General features: G+C 61.0%; 14 protein-coding genes. 10 read left to right on the top strand and 4 right to left on the bottom strand.

Features of this window, described 5'->3' with window-relative positions; translation table 11 throughout:
• Positions 1 to 124 precede the first annotated feature (124 nt).
• Positions 125 to 607, bottom strand: a complete 483-nt coding sequence (locus tag ABEB22_RS12300) for a LuxR C-terminal-related transcriptional regulator (RefSeq protein ID WP_339112544.1) — start codon at positions 605 to 607, stop codon at positions 125 to 127.
• Between the two features lie 325 nt (positions 608 to 932).
• Between ABEB22_RS12300 and ABEB22_RS12295 the strand changes: the two genes are divergently transcribed.
• From ABEB22_RS12295 to ABEB22_RS12275, 5 genes are all read left to right on the top strand, one after another.
• On the top strand, positions 933 to 1,541 hold the full coding sequence (locus tag ABEB22_RS12295) for a hypothetical protein (protein ID WP_339112545.1): 609 nt from the start codon (positions 933 to 935) through the stop codon (positions 1,539 to 1,541).
• Between the two features lie 66 nt (positions 1,542 to 1,607).
• Positions 1,608 to 2,852 carry a surface lipoprotein assembly modifier gene (locus tag ABEB22_RS12290; protein ID WP_406870417.1) on the top strand — a complete coding sequence of 415 codons (1,245 nt, stop codon included), beginning with the start codon at positions 1,608 to 1,610 and terminating at the stop codon, positions 2,850 to 2,852.
• Positions 2,853 to 2,897: 45 nt separating this feature from the next.
• The gene (locus ABEB22_RS12285; RefSeq protein WP_406870416.1) at positions 2,898 to 3,791 is read left to right on the top strand and encodes a PfkB family carbohydrate kinase; all 894 of its coding nucleotides are present in this window, start codon (positions 2,898 to 2,900) and stop codon (positions 3,789 to 3,791) included.
• Positions 3,788 to 4,702, top strand: a complete 915-nt coding sequence (locus ABEB22_RS12280) for a pseudouridine-5'-phosphate glycosidase (RefSeq protein ID WP_350933942.1) — start codon at positions 3,788 to 3,790, stop codon at positions 4,700 to 4,702. Before ABEB22_RS12285 ends, ABEB22_RS12280 begins: the two co-directional genes overlap by 4 nt.
• Before the next feature lie 89 nt (positions 4,703 to 4,791).
• Positions 4,792 to 5,463 (top strand): DUF502 domain-containing protein, encoded by a 672-nt coding sequence (locus ABEB22_RS12275; RefSeq protein WP_406870415.1) that lies wholly within the window; start codon positions 4,792 to 4,794, stop codon positions 5,461 to 5,463.
• 3 nt (positions 5,464 to 5,466) lie between these two features.
• Here the strand turns inward: ABEB22_RS12275 and ABEB22_RS12270 are convergent, their stop codons facing one another.
• Entirely contained in the window at positions 5,467 to 6,516 is a 1,050-nt protein-coding gene (locus tag ABEB22_RS12270) for a patatin-like phospholipase family protein (protein ID WP_339112550.1), read from the bottom strand.
• A gap of 115 nt (positions 6,517 to 6,631) precedes the next feature.
• Positions 6,632 to 7,405, bottom strand: a complete 774-nt coding sequence (locus tag ABEB22_RS12265) for a 3-hydroxybutyrate dehydrogenase (protein WP_339112551.1) — start codon at positions 7,403 to 7,405, stop codon at positions 6,632 to 6,634.
• Between the two features lie 466 nt (positions 7,406 to 7,871).
• On the opposite strand from ABEB22_RS12265, the gene ABEB22_RS12260 reads away from it, so the two are divergent.
• The 5 genes from ABEB22_RS12260 (at position 7,872) to ABEB22_RS12240 (ending at position 12,397) form a co-directional block, all read left to right on the top strand.
• Positions 7,872 to 9,713, top strand: coding sequence for an extracellular solute-binding protein (locus tag ABEB22_RS12260; RefSeq protein WP_406870414.1), 1,842 nt, complete (start codon positions 7,872 to 7,874; stop codon positions 9,711 to 9,713).
• Positions 9,710 to 9,829, top strand: a complete 120-nt coding sequence (locus ABEB22_RS12255; protein WP_339112553.1) for an entericidin — start codon at positions 9,710 to 9,712, stop codon at positions 9,827 to 9,829. Before ABEB22_RS12260 ends, ABEB22_RS12255 begins: the two co-directional genes overlap by 4 nt.
• Positions 9,830 to 10,005: 176 nt before the next feature.
• Positions 10,006 to 10,341, top strand: coding sequence for a hypothetical protein (locus tag ABEB22_RS12250; protein ID WP_339112554.1), 336 nt, complete (start codon positions 10,006 to 10,008; stop codon positions 10,339 to 10,341).
• Between the two features lie 62 nt (positions 10,342 to 10,403).
• Entirely contained in the window at positions 10,404 to 11,051 is a 648-nt protein-coding gene (locus ABEB22_RS12245) for a DsbA family protein (RefSeq protein ID WP_406870413.1), read from the top strand.
• A gap of 122 nt (positions 11,052 to 11,173) precedes the next feature.
• On the top strand, positions 11,174 to 12,397 hold the full coding sequence (locus ABEB22_RS12240) for a multidrug effflux MFS transporter (RefSeq protein ID WP_406870412.1): 1,224 nt from the start codon (positions 11,174 to 11,176) through the stop codon (positions 12,395 to 12,397).
• A gap of 33 nt (positions 12,398 to 12,430) precedes the next feature.
• Here the strand turns inward: ABEB22_RS12240 and mfd are convergent, their stop codons facing one another.
• A complete protein-coding gene (mfd, locus tag ABEB22_RS12235; RefSeq protein WP_406870411.1) occupies positions 12,431 to 15,883 on the bottom strand; it encodes a transcription-repair coupling factor in 3,453 nt (1,150 codons plus the stop codon).
• Positions 15,884 to 15,891 lie beyond the last annotated feature (8 nt).

Below are 15,891 nucleotides of genomic sequence, written 5' to 3'. Positions count from 1 at the left end.
CCGAAAAGCCCGCCTTCGCCTGTGAAGTGCGGGCCTCTTACATCGGGGCTGCTGCCATGACAAGTGAAATATGCGCAGTCTTCGGGCTTTTGGTGCCGACGCTCCCGGCAGGCGGTCCAGAGAGCTAGCGCAGGCCCAGCTCGTAGCCGCGCGCAACGGCCTCGGGCAAGGTGCGCGCCCCGAGTTTCTTGCGCAACCCGTTCGAATGCAGATCGACGGTCGCAAGCGAGATATCGAGCTGATGCGCGATCTGGTCGCGGCGTTGGCCTTCCGCGATCAGATGGAAGATCTGCAATTCGCGCTTGCTGAGGATCTGGCGGTAACTGGGTTCGGGCGCGAGATTTGCCGCCCAGAAATGGATCAGCCGTGTTTGGGCCTCATCTTTCGGGGCGAAGACGAGGCAGGCGATGGTGCCGAGGGCTCGGTCGCTGATCTCGATGCGGACCGGAACAGGGCTCTCCGTGCGTAATGCCGCGCGCATTGTCTCCCGCATGGGGCCTGCGAAGGTCAGGATGCCCTTATCGGCCCCAAGGCTCGATGCGGCGGTGATCAATGCTGCGGCCGGCTCGCTACAGGCGCGGATCTGGCCATCGGCGTCGATCTTCACATAAGCGCCCCGAAAGCGGCGCAGAGAGGTCGGCCTAATGCACTCGCGTCCGCCGGATGGTGGCTGCAGCACAATAGACGAGGGATGGTTGGGTAGATCCATCCAGAAGCCTCCGCTTTCTTTTATCAAAACAGAACACACTGGCGTGTGATCGGGAGAACGCGTGAACGGCGATAAAAACACTTGGCTGAAGAAGGTTATTATTCTGCCTACCCTTAAGGCAACCTATAAGTTTTCCTAGGTTGAACAGCTTGCTCACGAAGGCTCAAGATTGCGTTACTCAATGCATGGCATGGCCATGGGAATGTTCTGAAGGATTATGACAATGCGCATTCAATTGACCGGTATCGCCCTTCTGGCCTGCACGACGCTGGCTGCGTGTGGAAGCAGCGGCAGCAGTGGCGGGGGCAGCGGGAGCCTGTCTCTGGCCGAAGCTAATAATATTGTTTCACAATATAATGCTATCGAAGATGCCTTGGAGAGCGGTGATGCCACTCTGGCGACCGATGCAACGGGCGAGGTCTCGATGTCGGGCTATATGGGCTTTGGCGTAGACGAGACCGAGGACAGCTATACCGAAGCCCTTGGCGAGCTGTCGATGGATGTCGATTTCGATAACGGCACCGTATCGGGGACCGCGCAGAATTTCGCGCTCTATGAGGCGAATGACGATGACGGATATAGCAGCAAGGACAGCGACCTAGATGGCATGCTTGCGGTCGATGGCACGATCTCCTCGGCGGTGATCGATGCCTCGGTGACCGGCACTCTGTCCGATGGCGAGGGCTCCGGGACGGTCGATTTCGTCATGGAGGGTGGCGTCTTCGAGCAGGATGACGAGCTGATGGCGATCGGGGATGTCGATGGTCTCATCACCTTCGATGACGAGAGCACCTTCGAGAGCAGCGGCGGATTCTACGCGCGCGAGGATTGAGCGGATCTGGATTTTGTCTGACTGGATGCGCCGGAGACCGGCGCATCTTTCGCATTTCGAGGCCCCATGCGTTCTTGTGCTTCTTTCCATTATCTCTGTGCGGCGCTTGGCGCTGCATGTCTTCTTGCCATTCTTCTTGCTGCTGGCCCCTTGCGCGCCGAGCAGACACGCAGCGTCGCGGACTGGATGGGCGTGGCGACCCGTCTCGATGCCGAGGGAAAACCCCTCTCGGCCCTGAGGATCTACGGTGATATTGCCGCACAGCGTCCCGATTACACGCCAGCAACCCATGCGCTGGATCGCGTTCTCGCGCAGATCGGATCAGCGCGTCGCAGCGAGGCGATCCTGAAATATGTCCTGCAGGGGGAGCGCACGCATCGTGCGCCCTATCTGGCGGCCCTGCGCCGGCTTGATGCCACCCATCCTTTCCGCTTCTCCTTCTCGGGCGGTCTTCTGCCCTCGAGTAACGTCTCGCGCACGTCTTCGCAGACCTATCTGATCACCGATTTCGGGACGTTCCTGATTGCAAATGGTGGTGAGGAGGAATCAGGGATCGGGGCCGAAGCCTCGCTCGAAGGTGATTGGGTGCTCCAGCCCGCGCTTGGGCACCGGCTGCATCTGCGCCCGTCGCTCTCGGGAGAATGGTATAGCCAGCGGCAGCTGCGGTTTCTCCAGCCCTCGCTGGCGCTGTCCTATGAAAACCTGACCGGACGGGATGACTGGGGGCTGACCGCCTCTGCGCGCTATCGGGCCTATGACGGGCGGGCCGACGAGAACACCTCGGGCCATCGCGCCTACGGGATCAGCGCCTATAAGCGCTGGATGCTCGAGGCCGTGCCGCTCGAGCGCGCGATGGTCACCGGTGCCGCCCTTGCCGAATACCGCGATTATTTCGACAAGGACGGGTATGATGGGCGGTTCTATCAACTGAGCAGCACATTCCAGCATCGCGCGGGTCGGGCCAGCCTGTCCTATGGGGCGCGGATCAGTCGGTCCGATGTCCGGCTCGATTACCACCGCTATGACGGTGCGGGCCTCACGCTCGGGGTCTCGCGCCCGCTTGGCCAGTCGATCGCGGGCGGCGCGTCGTTGCGCTATGACTGGCGTTTTTACGATGCCGATTTCCCGCTGATGGGAGAGCCGCGCAAGGATCAGGTGGCGGGCATCAGTGTATTTGCCACATTGCGCGATATCCGTATCGGCGACAGCTCTCCGCGGATCCGTTGCGGCTATACCACCAGCGCATCCAATATCGCGCTCTATGACTATGAAAGTTTCGATTGCGGGCTATCGCTGGATTTGACCTTCTGATCAGGTTTTGCTTGCGCGGACGCCAGACCCGCGGCAATAGGAGGCATGACCGACTTGCCTCAGATCCTCTGTATCGGCTCTGTCCTTTGGGACATCATTGGCCGAACGCCTGCCCCGATGCGGTTCGGGGCCGACCAGCCCGGACGCATTACGCGCCTGCCGGGCGGGGTTGCAATGAATATCGCCATGACGCTGACGCGTTTTGGCATGACACCCGTTCTTCTCTCGGCGGTAGGCCGCGACACGCAGGGGGTCGAACTTCTGGCACAGGCCGAGCGCCTTGGCATTGACGCACGCCATGTCTACCGCTCGGCAGATCTGCCGACAGACCGCTATATGGCCATCGAATGCGCGACCGGTCTGGTCGCGGCGCTGGCGGATGCCCATTCGCTTGAGGCTGCGGGCGATAAGATCCTCGCACCTCTGGCCGATGGCCGTCTGGGTAGCGCGGAGGCCCCATGGAGCGGGCCTGTGGCGCTTGATGGCAACCTGACCACAGATCTTCTGGCACAGATCGCGCGTTCGCCGCTCTTTGCCAAGGCCGATCTGCGTGTGGCGCCCGCCAGCCCGGGCAAGGCCGAGCGTCTGCTGCCGCTTCTCAATCACCCCAAAGCCACGCTTTATGTCAATCTCGAGGAAGCTGGCATCCTGTGCCAGACCGAGTTCGGCTCGGCGCGTGAGGCGGCTGAAGGTCTGGCCAGACGCGGCGCCAAGCGGGCACTTGTGACCGATGGTGGCAGGGATGCGGCCGATATGTCGGAGGCAGGCATCCTGACCGCCTGCCCGCCCGAAGTTCTCGTAACCCGCGTGACAGGCGCGGGTGATACGTTCATGGCCGCCCATCTGGTGGCCGAATATGCCGGCCAGACGCGCGAGGACGCCTTGTCGCGCGCGCTCTTGGCTGCGGCCCGTTATGTGTCCGGAGATATTGCGACATGACCGATCTACTTGTCTTCACCCCCGAAGTGCGCGCTGCCCTCGATGCGGGCCAACCCGTAGTGGCACTCGAATCCACCATCATTACCCATGGCATGCCCTTCCCGCAGAATGTGGAGACTGCCCGCAAGGTCGAGGATACGATCCGTGCCGAAGGGGCTGTGCCCGCGACGATCGCGCTGATGAAGGGACGCATCCATATCGGGCTCAGCGATGCCGAGCTGGACGAGCTGGCCAAGGCGGAGGGCGTGATGAAGGTCTCGCGCGCCGATATGGCCGTCTGCCTTGCGCGCGGCGCCTATGGGGCCACAACGGTGGCCGCCACGATGATCTGCGCGGCACGCGCGGGGATCTCGGTCTTTGCCACCGGCGGGATCGGTGGCGTGCATCGCGGGGCCGAGGAGAGCTTCGACATTTCCGCCGATCTGGCGGAGCTGGGCCAGACCGCCGTGACCGTGGTTTGCGCCGGTGCCAAGGCGATCCTCGATCTGCCCAAGACCTTCGAGGTGCTGGAAACCGATGGCGTGCCGGTCTTCGCCTATGGGCAGGACGAGCTTCCGGCCTTCTGGTCGCGCAGCTCCGGGCTGACGGCACCGCTGCGGGCCGATAGCGCTGCCGAGATCGCCAGGGCGGCGATCATGCGCGCGGCGCTCGGGCTCGAGGGCGGCCAGCTTGTCGCCAATCCGATCCCCGAGGCCGCCGAGATCCCGCGCGAGGTGATCCTGCCCGTGGTCGAGCAGGCACTGTCCGAGGCTCAGGCGCAGGGCATCACCGCCAAGGCGGTCACGCCCTTCCTGCTGCAGCGTATTTTCGAGCTGACCGAGGGCCGCTCGCTCAAGGCCAATATCGAGCTGGTGCTGAACAATGCGCGTCTTGCCTCGCAGATCGCGAAAGAAATGGCCGCCTTGCGCTAGGGCCTTATTGCTAAAACCGGAGGGCTCTCCCATCTAGGGTGGATGTCCTCCGGACCATTCGGGGGATTCGTGATTTTGCAGGACGTTCCATGACCCCCACAGAGCCCAAACCCAAGCCCCGCCGCCGCTTTGCCGCGATCCGGGCATCGTTTCTGACAGGGCTCGTCGTGATCCTGCCCATCGGTCTGACTGCATGGCTGATCTGGACGGTTGCGGGCTGGGTCGATGGCTGGGTGCTGCCGCTTGTGCCCCACGAGCTGCGCCCCGAACATTATATCGGCGTCAATCTGCGCGGTATCGGGGTTCTGATCTTCCTCCTGTTCACCCTGGTCGTCGGCTGGTTTGCCAAGGGCTTCTTCGGCCGTGCGCTGTTGCGTCTGGGCGAGGCGATCGTCAATCGCATGCCGGTGGTGCGCTCGGTCTATTCCGGCATCAAACAGATCGCGGAGACCGTCTTCAGCCAGGGCGAGGAGAAGTTCGACCGTGCCTGCATCATCGAATATCCGCGCCCCGGCGTGAAGGCGATGGCTTTTGTCTCGGCCCGCACAAAAGGAGAGATCGCGCGGCTTGCCGATAACCCCGAAGACCCGCTGATTGCGGTCTTCATGCCCACGACCCCCAACCCGACCTCGGGCTTCCTGATGTTCGTGCCACAGTCGCAGATCACCTATCTGGATATGCCGATCGAGGATGCGGCCAAGCTGATCATCTCGGCGGGTCTGGTCTATCCGTCGGAAAAAGAACAGCCACAAACCCGCTGAAACTCAACCGAAAAGCTCCGACAGGTTGACGGAGGGCTCGCGTCCGATCTTATCGGCATGGGCCTCCAGAAACCGGTCTGCGGCATGCTGGCCTGCGGTTTTCAGCCGGTCGAGCATCCCGAAGCTCGGTGTGATCTTCGAGCTCTGCCCGAGCGAGAGCATAGTCTCGTCATCGGCGATCATATGGATCAGCACATCCTTCATCGTGCCCTCGGGCAGATGTTTCTCGGCGATCACACGGCGGGCGAAATTGATCGCGCGCAATTCGCGCAGGAGCGAGGTGTTGAACGAGATCTCGGTGATCCGCTCCTCGATCTGTTGCGGCGTCGTGGGAACGCTGTCGCGCGCCATCGGATTGATGCTCACGATCAGGATGTCCCGCGGATATTGCGGCTCGAAGAGCGGAAATAGCGCGGGGTTTCCGGTATAGCCACCATCCCAATAGGCCTCGTGCCGCCCCGTCGCCTTGTCCTCGATCTCGATGGCACGGAACAGGTTGGGCAGGCAGGCCGAGGCCAGAAGCGCATCGGGCGTTACCTCGGCGCCCGAAAATACGCGGATCTTGCCGGTGCGCACATTGGTGGCCGAGACATAGAAGGCAGGGCCATCCTTGCAGCATACGCTCTCGAATTCCAGATCGCGCACGACGCGCTCTAACGGATTGATATAGAATGGTCCCGAGTCGTATGGCGAAAAGAGCCGCAGCCAGTTTTCGATGTAGAAGGACGGCGTGAAGAGATCGAGCCAACGCGTCACGGTATCGGGATAGGGCAGAAAAGCCGACATCCAGCGGTCGGTGCGCAGGTCACTACCCTCGGCCACCTGACCCCAGAGCCATGCCAGCGCCTCGCGTGCGGCCTCCCGCCCGATCCGGCCCTGACCCTGCGCCAGCCCCGATTTCAGCGCGGCCCCATTCAGCGCACCTGCCGAGGTGCCGGAAATGGCGGCGATTTCCAGCCAGTCCTCGTCCAGCAACCTGTCAAGGACACCCCAAGTGAAGGCGCCATGCGCCCCACCTCCCTGTAGCGCGAGATTGATCCGCCTGCTTTCCATCGAAGCCCCCGAATGTTGCAAAGCCTGTAAGCACCCGCCCGAAGCGGTTTGAACACCGTGATCGGCCCCGAAAGACCGCAGAACTCGCTAAAAAAAGGGGACCCCCTTTTTGATCTTATAATGCGGTCCAGCCCCCATCGACCGAAATCGTGGTGCCGGTGATCTGTGCCGCAGCCTCCGAGCACAGGAAAACCGCCGTGCCGCCGATCTGTTCGACAGTCGCGAACTGTTTTGAGGGCTGCCGGTCGAGGATGATCTTCTCGACCGCCTCTTCCTCGGTCATGTTGTATTTCTTGGCGGTGTCGGGGATCTGCGCCTCGACGAGCGGCGTATGCACATAGCCCGGGCAGATCGCATTGGCGGTGATCGCCTCTTTCGCGGTTTCCAGCGCTACGACCTTGGTCATGCCCACAACGCCGTGCTTGGCCGAGACATAGGCCGATTTATATGGCGAGGCTGTCAGGCCATGGGCCGAGGCGATATTGACCACCCGTCCCCAACCCGCCTTGCGCATCATCGGCAGAGCAACGGCCGTGGTATGGAAGGCCGAATTGAGCATGATCGCGATGATCGTATCCCATTTCTCGACGGGAAATTCGTCGATGGGGGCCACATGCTGAATGCCGGCATTGTTGACGAGGATGTCGCAATGCCCCGCCTGCTCGATCAGTCCGCGCGCCTCCGCGCCCTTGGAGAGATCGGCCTTGATATAGCGGGCTTCAACGCCAAACTCCTGTGCGATGCTTTTCGCGAGATCGTGATCCTCGGGCCGGTCGGTAAAAGAATTCAGAACAACATTTGCGCCCGCGCGTGCAAGCTCTCGCGCAACGCCGAGACCAATTCCCGAATTAGATCCGGTAATAACTGCAGATTTTCCCTTAAGGCTCATCTGGCCCTCCTCTGGATAATATCCCTGATCATCATCCTAGAGCCGAATCTGGCAAGGTCCAATCACGCTAAAATCCACAATATCACGCAGGAGTGCGGCTTTTTTTGCTTGCGTTCGCGAATCGCATCAAGCAAAAGCAGCCCATCATCTGAAACTGCTTCGTCGATGCGACGCCAAGACCATTTGGCGCATCCTTGAATTGTTCCAGTTCAAAAAACCTGCGCGTTCATGGCATTAATGGATGCAACTGCAGCGAGAACTGAGCAAGGAGCCGCATTGACCAAAAAAAACGCCCGCACAAGGCGGGCGCTAAGTCATGAGGCAGGTTTCATACAGGCAAGAAACCTATCGAGCAGTGAGTTTGTTATAGGCCGTTCTGCGCGCAGTTTCAAAGGGAAAATTGCGTAAGTCCCGTTGCTCGGTTAGATTTCCTGTAAATAACACGAGCAGAAACGGAATTATCGCGATGCAGAACCCCGATCTCAGACGCATGCTTTTGGGCGCTATGCTTGCCGCAAGCCCTTTAATCCTTGGGCATGAGGCGCTTGCAGCACCGCAGCATGCGATCGCCATGACTGGTGCGCCCGCCCTGCCCGATAATTTCGACCATCTTCCCTATGCCAACCCCGATGCACCCAAGGGCGGAACGCTGAAACTGGGTGAGGTTGGCACGTTCGATTCGCTCAACCCGTGGATTCTGCTGGGCCGTCCGGCGACGGGAATCACCCAGTATGTGACCGAGTCGCTGATGGCGCGCTCGATCGATGAACCCTTCACCCTCTATGGCCTTCTGGCGCAATCGGTGGAGACCGATGATGCGCGCAGCTACGTGGAATACACCCTCCGCCCCGAGGCGCATTTCTCCGATGGCAAGCCCGTGACGGTGGAGGATGTGATCTGGTCTTACAAGACGCTCGGCGAAAGCGGACACCCGCGCTATCGCAACGCCTGGGCCAAGGTGAAAGAGATCACCCAGACCGGCCCGCGCTCGGTCCGTATCACGTTCAACGCGCCCGACCGCGAGCTAGCGCTTCTGATGGGGATGCGTCCCATTCTGGAAAAGGCGCAATGGGAGGGCAAGGATTTCGAGGCGACCACCGATATGATCCCCGTGGGCTCGGGCCCCTATGTGGTTGATCAGGTGTCGAACGGCAAATTCATCAGCTTCAAGAAAGACCCCAACTGGTGGGGCAAGGATGTGAATTTCAATCACGGCCTTTGGAATTTTGCTGAGATCCGTCACGATTATTTTAAGGATGGCAATGTGATCTTCGAAGCTTTTAAAGCCGGAGATGTAGATGCGTGGCGCGAGGCCAGCGATGCCCGCTGGCAGAACAGCTATAATTTTGCGGCAGCCCAATCGGGCGAGATCGTCAAGGACGAGATCCCCAATGCCCGCCCCTCCGGCATTGACGGGCTGGTGATGAACACCCGTAATCCGCTCTTCAAGGATTGGCGCGTGCGCGAGGCGCTGACCGAGGTGTTCAATTTCGAGTTCATCAACAAAACACTGAACAATGGCGCCGAACCCCGTGTGACGTCGTTCTTTTCCAATTCCGATCTAGGCATGCAGGAAGGGCCCGCGACCGGCAAGGTGAAGGCGCTGCTTGAACCCTTCGCCAAGGATCTTGCGCCCGGAACGATGGAGGGCAATCCCCTGCCGGTTTCGGATGGCCGCGAAATGAATCGAAAGAACACCCGTAAGGCACTGAAACTCCTTTCGGATGCGGGCTGGGAGGTTGGTCAGGACGGGGTTCTGCGCAACCCGCAGGGCCAGCCCTTCCGCTTCGAGATCCTGCTGCGTCAGGGCGGCGGCTATGGCAGCGGCCCCTATGATCCGCAATCGGTGGTCGATATCTATGTTCAGGCGCTCAAGCGCGTGGGTATCGAGGCCACTGTGACCACGATCGATGACGCGCAATATGTGCAGCGCAGTCGGAACTACCAGTTCGATATGACATGGTATTGGCGCGCGCTCTCGCTGAGCCCAGGCAACGAGCAGATGCTCTATTGGGGCTCGAACGGCGTCGAGCAGCCCGGTAGCTGGAACTGGATGGGCATGGACAGCCCCGCGGCAGAAGCGATGATCACCCATATGCTGGAGGCCACCGATCGCGAGGATTATGTGGCTGCCGTGCGTGCGCTGGACCGGATCCTGACCGAAGGCCGCTATGTGATCCCCGCATGGTATTCCAAGACCTCGAGGCTTGCGCATAAATCCAGCCTTCATTATCCGGAAACCCTGCCGGTTTACGGTGATTGGCCGGGCTTCATGCCCGATACTTGGTGGTATGAGGCGAAAAAATGAAAACACTCGTTTTGCTTGGCTTGCTGATGGTCTCCCTGAGCGCGTGCAACACGGTTGCGGGCATGGGAGAGGATGTCTCGGGCGGTGCGCGCACGGTTCAGGGCTGGATGTACTGACAGCCTCGGATGCAGCAGGATCGGAAAGGGCCGTGCCGCGGGCACCGGCCCTTTTCCTATGGCGGAAATCCGCGCCTGAGCGTGAGAATTTTTGGAACCGGACCAGAGCGTTCCGGCTTGTCTCCTCAAGGAAATGGAGCGCCACCGCGCGTGACGCCGAGACGAAGGAGGCTGCCATGAAATGGGCACATGTCGAAGAAAACTGGACCGCGTTCAACGAAGCGATCATCGACCGCTGGCCGGAGCTGACCGAAGAGGATCTCGAGGAGATCGACGGTGACCGGCGCGCCTTCATCGCGGCGATTGTCGAGGCCACGGGCGAGGAGCCCGAGGATGTGGTCGAGCAGCTGCGCGAATGGCTTGCGGGCGAGCTGCCCTCGGATGTTGTGATGGATCCCACCCATGACAATCAGTCCATGCGCAACTCGTCCAAATATGTCGGCGAAGGCGAGGACGAGTATGACCGTGACGAGAGCTTCGGTGATGACGAGGAAGAGGATGGCTCGGCCTGAGCCCCCCTTGACCATCCGCGCGCGGCCTGAGACAGAGGGCTGATATGCCTTAGGAGAACCTCATGATCGCGCTAGATATCTTTGCCGACCCGGTCTGCCCTTTCTGCCTGATCGGCTACGAGCGGCTCAACCGTGCGCTGGCGGAGCGGCCCGACCATCCGTTCCGTTTGGCATGGCACCCCTTCCAGCTGAACCCCGCGATGCCGCGCGAGGGCATGAACCGCGCCGATTACCTGCAGGCCAAATTCGGTCAGGACGGCGCGGTCAGGATGCACCAGCAGCTTCTGGATATCGCCGCGGCCGACAATCTGCCGCTCGACCCCCTGAAAGTGATCCGCCAGCCCAATACACTTGATGCGCTGCGTCTGGTCTATTGGGCGGGGCTCGAGGAACGTGGCACGGCGGTGATGTCGGGGCTGATGACCGCCCATTGGTATGAGGGGCGTGATATCGGCGATCTGCGGGAGCTGGTGGAAATCGCCAAGAATGCGGGGCTCGATGCGGAGATGACGGCGCGGCTTCTGGCGAGCGATGCCGATTGCGACACCATCGCCACCCGTGACGCCCATGCGCGCGAACGCGGGATCACTGCGGTGCCGACCTTCATTGTCTCGAACACCCACGCCATTTCGGGCGCGCAACCCAAAGAGCTCTGGCTTCAGGTGATCGACGAACTGTCGGGCGCACCGGATGGCACCGTTCTGAACTGAGCGTTTCAGTTCTCGCACATTTCCGTGTGGGCCTGTGCCTTTTTGCGCGGGCTTAAAGATGGACGACCTGAGGCTGCTTACTATAGTCAGCCTTAGAATCTACCCCATTTATCGAGATATTCATGACTCATCTGGACCACAGCGTTGCCCAGACGGCCCGAACCCTGTCGCTGCGCGAGTTCACCGTCATGCTGGCTTCCCTGATCGCAACCGTCGCGTTTTCGATCGATGCGATGCTCCCTGCCCTCGGCGATATCGCCGCAGCCCTTACCCCCGAGGATGTCAACCGCGCACAACTCGTGCTGACCTCCTTCGTCTTCGGGATCGGTGCAGGCACGTTCTTCGTCGGGCCGATCTCGGATGCGTTCGGGCGCCGGATCACGATCGCGGGCGGGATTGTCGTCTATATCATCGGGGCACTGATCGCGGCCTCCGCGCAAACGCTGGAAGCGCTTCTGTTCGCGCGCTTCATCCAGGGGCTTGGTGCCGCCGCCCCGCGTCTGGTGCCGATGGCATTGGTGCGCGACATGTATGCGGGTCGAGAGATGGCGCAGGTCACCTCGATCATCATGATGATCTTCATCATCGTGCCCGCCCTCGCGCCCTCGATCGGTGCGGTGATCATCGCTTTCTCCGAATGGCGCGCGATCTTCTATGTCTTCTGCGTCTTCGGCCTGATTGGGGTCAGCTGGCTCTTCCTGCGCCAGCCCGAAACCCTGCCCCCCGAGCGTCGCCGCCCGCTGAAATTCAAGCCGCTTCTGGCCGGGGCCGTCGAAGTGATCTCCGACAGTCAGGTGCGCCTCTTCATCATCATCATGACGCTCGGTTTTGCGCAGATGTTCTCGGCGGTCAGTTCGGCCGAGCAGCTCTACAAGGCCTATGGCGTGACCGACCGCTTCCCGCTCTGGTTCGCGCTCGGCGCGCTGATGGCAGGCAGCTTCTCCTTCATCAACTCGCGCCTCGTCGTGCGTCTGGGGATGCGCCGCATCGTGTCGGTGGCTTACCGGGTCCAAGTGGTGATCTCGCTCGTCATGCTGGGGCTCGAGCTTTCCGGCATGCCACAATCGGGTTGGGGCTTTGCGGTGTTCTTCCTCTATTTCGTGTCGGTTTTCGCGATGGCGGGGATTACCTTCGGCAATCTCAACGCGCTGGCTATGCAGAATATGGGCCATCTGGCGGGCATGGCGGCCTCGGTCATCACCGCGCTCTCGACGCTCGGGTCAGTGCTGATTGCGGCACCTGTCGGGCTGGCCTTCAACGGCACCGTGATGCCGCTGGTGATTGCGACCTGCCTCTGTTCGGGGATCGCCGCGATCCTCATGACACGGACCAACAGCGACGTGTAAATAATAGAGAAGCCGGGGAAATCCCCGGCTTTCTTATTTCTTCGCCTTCTCGGCCTCGCGCACCTTGGCTGCCAGATCGCGGGCAATTGCAAATGTGCCTTTGATCTTGTCGGCGTCATTGGTCCAGTCGCGGCGGATCATCAGCTTGTTGTCGCGCAGCTTCGCCAAATCACGTTCCGTCGTAAGATAATCGACCAAGCCTGCGGGATTGGGGAACTTATCGTTATGGAACTGGATCGTGACGCCTTTCGGTCCGGCATCCAGCTTGCCGATATGGGCCCGTTTGCACATGCCCTTGATGCGGATCACCAGCAGGAGCGTATTCACCTCCTTGGGGAGCGGCCCAAACCGGTCGATCAGCTCGGCGGCAAAGCCTTCCATCTCGACCTTGGTCACCACCTGGCTCAACCGGCGGTAAAGACCCAGACGCACATCCAGATCGGGGATATAACTCTCGGGGATCGTCACCGGAACGCCGATATTGATATTGGGCGACCATTCGCCATCGGACACATCCTCGCCCAGCTCGCCCGATTTCAGCTTCGAGATCGTTTCCTCGAGCATGGACTGGTAAAGCTCATAGCCCACTTCCTTGATATGGCCGGATTGCTCTTCACCCAAGATGTTGCCTGCGCCCCGCAAGTCCAGATCCTGACTTGCAAGATTGAACCCTGCGCCAAGGCTGTCGAGCGAGCCCAGTAGCCGCAGCCGTCTGGTCGCCTGCGGTGTCAGCGGCATGCGCGGCTTGGTCGTCAGATAGCAATAGGCCCTCATCTTGGACCGCCCGACCCGCCCGCGGATCTGGTAGAGCTGGCTCAGGCCGAACATATCGGCGCGGTGGATGACCATCGTATTGGCAGTCGGGATATCGAGGCCCGATTCAACGATCGTTGTGGCCAGCAAGACATCATATTTACCGTCATAAAAGGCATTCATCCGCTCGTCGAGTTCACCCGCCGCCAGTTGCCCATGCGCGGTGATGAAGGTCACCTCGGGCACCTCGTTGCGCAGGAAGTCTTCTATCGGGGCCAGATCGGTGATGCGCGGCACGACATAGAAGCTTTGCCCGCCACGGAAACGCTCGCGCAGAAGTGCCTCGCGGATGGTGACGGTGTCGAATTCCGAGACATAGGTGCGGATTGCCAGACGGTCCACAGGCGGCGTGCCGATGACCGATAGATCCCTGACTCCGGTCAGCGAAAGTTGCAGGGTGCGCGGGATCGGGGTTGCCGTCAGCGTAAGCACATGGATATCCGAGCGCATCTCTTTGAGGCGCTCCTTATGCTGAACGCCAAAATGTTGTTCTTCGTCAATGACGAGGAGGCCAAGGTTCATAAACTTCACCGCCTTGGCCAGCACCGCATGGGTGCCGATGACGATATCGACCGATCCATCCGCCAGCCCTGCGCGCGTGGCTGCAGCCTCCTTGGCCGAGACAAAGCGCGACAGGGGCCGGACATTGATCGCCGTGCCGCGGAACCGTTCGGCAAAGGTCTTGTAGTGCTGGCGGGCCAGCAGCGTCGTGGGTGCGATGATCGCCACCTGCACGCCCGCACTGGCGGCGATAAAGGCGGCGCGCATCGCCACTTCGGTCTTGCCAAAGCCCACATCGCCCACCACCAACCGGTCCATCGGTGTGCCGGATTTCAGGTCGTTCACAACATCCTCGATGGCCGCCAACTGGTCATCGGTCTCGCTATAGGGAAAGCGCGCGGCGAAGGCTTCCCATTCGTGATGCGGCACCTCGAGAATGGAGGCCTTGCGCAGATAGCGCTCCGCCGCGATCCGCATCAGCTTGTCGGCAATCTCGCGGATACGCTCTTTCAGCCGCGCTTTCTTGGCCTGCCATGCGCCGCCACCGAGCTTGTCGAGGAGCCCGTCCTCATGCCCGAACCGGCTGAGCAGCTCGATATTGACCACCGGGAGGAACAGCCTGTCGCCACCGGCATATTCCAAAAGCACACAATCCAGAGGCGCGCCCAGGGCAGAAACCGTCTCGAGCCCCTTATAACGCCCGACCCCATGATCCACATGGACCACCAGATCCCCTTGAGACAGCGATTGAGCTTCGGTCAGGAAGTTCTCGGCTTTACGTTTCTTTTTGGGTTTTCGGATCAGCCGGTCGCCCAGGACGTCCTGTTCGGAGATCACGGTCAGCGCCGGATCATCGCCCTTGGGCGGCGCCTCGAATCCCTGATCCAGCGTCCAGACCGTCAGGTTGACCCCGGGACCGATCTGGCGCGCATCGGTGATAAGCCGTGCGATCTGGAGACCCTCATCCTCCATCAGCCCCTGCAGGCGTTCGCGCGCGCCTTCGGACCACGAGGCAATCACCACCGGCCCGAATTTCAGCCGTGCTTGAATATGGTCTCGCAAGGCACCGAAAAGGCTCACTTCTTCCTGTTGACGCTCTGGCGCGAAGCTGCGCCCGATCCGCGCTTCCGCATCCAGAATGCCGGGGCCAGGCGGTGCCGACAGCACCTGAAACGCAATCACGCGCCGGTCTTTCAGCGCCTCTTGCCATGCTGCATCATCCAGATAGAGAAGTTTGGGCGCGGCCGGTTTATAGACGCTATCCACCCGATCGCGCCGCGTCATCGCCTCGCGGCGGGTGTCATACTGGTCCGAGATCTGCTCCCAGCGGGTGTCGCGCAACACCGTAGTCTGGTCGTCCAGCATGACCGAAGCCTCTGGAAGATAGTCGAAAATCGTCTCGAGCCTCTCGTGGAAAAAGCCCAGCCAATGCTCCATTCCGGCATGTTTGCGCCCTGCCGAGACCGCCTCGTAAAGCGGATCCTCCGCGCCGCCCGCGCCAAATTCGATCCGGTAATTCTGGCGGAAACGGGTGATGGAAGGCTCGTCGAGGATCACTTCCGATACTGGCGCCAGTTCGATCCGGGTCAACTTCTCGGTCGTGCGCTGGGTGGCCGGATCAAACCGGCGTGCCCCATCGAGCACATCACCCCACAGATCCAGCCGCACCGGACCGCCTTCACCGGGTGGATAGATGTCGATGATGCCGCCGCGCACGGCGAATTCTCCCGCCTCCGAGACCGTCGGCACCGGCGAGAACCCCATCCGCGTCAGAAAGCCGCGCAATGCCTCGTCCTTGAGCTGTCCGCCCACCTTGGCGGTAAAGGAGTTCTCGGCAAGCACCTGACGTGCAGGAATTTTCTGCATGGCAGCCGAAATTGTCGTCAGCAGCACGAAGGGTCCCGGAACTCCCGTTTGCAGGGCCGCGAGCGTGGCCATCCGCGCCGCGGAAATCTCGGGATTGGGCGAGACGCGATCATAGGGCAGACAGTCCCACGCCGGAAAACTCAACACGGTGATATGGGGGGCAAAGAAGCCGAGCGCGAGCCGCATCGCTTCGAGCCTGCGGTCATCGCGTGCCACATGCACGACGCTCTGACCCCGTTCCAGCTCGCGCAGAAGCAATCTGGCGTCATAGCCCTCGGGGGCGCCGGAAAGAACGAAATGCGTCATCTTGTGCA

The sequence above is a fragment of the Thioclava sp. 'Guangxiensis' genome, from assembly GCF_045348365.1.
Classification (GTDB): domain Bacteria; phylum Pseudomonadota; class Alphaproteobacteria; order Rhodobacterales; family Rhodobacteraceae; genus Thioclava; species Thioclava kandeliae.
The sequence above is the reverse complement of the archived record's forward strand: the minus strand, read 5'-3'. Positions and strand labels throughout refer to the sequence as shown.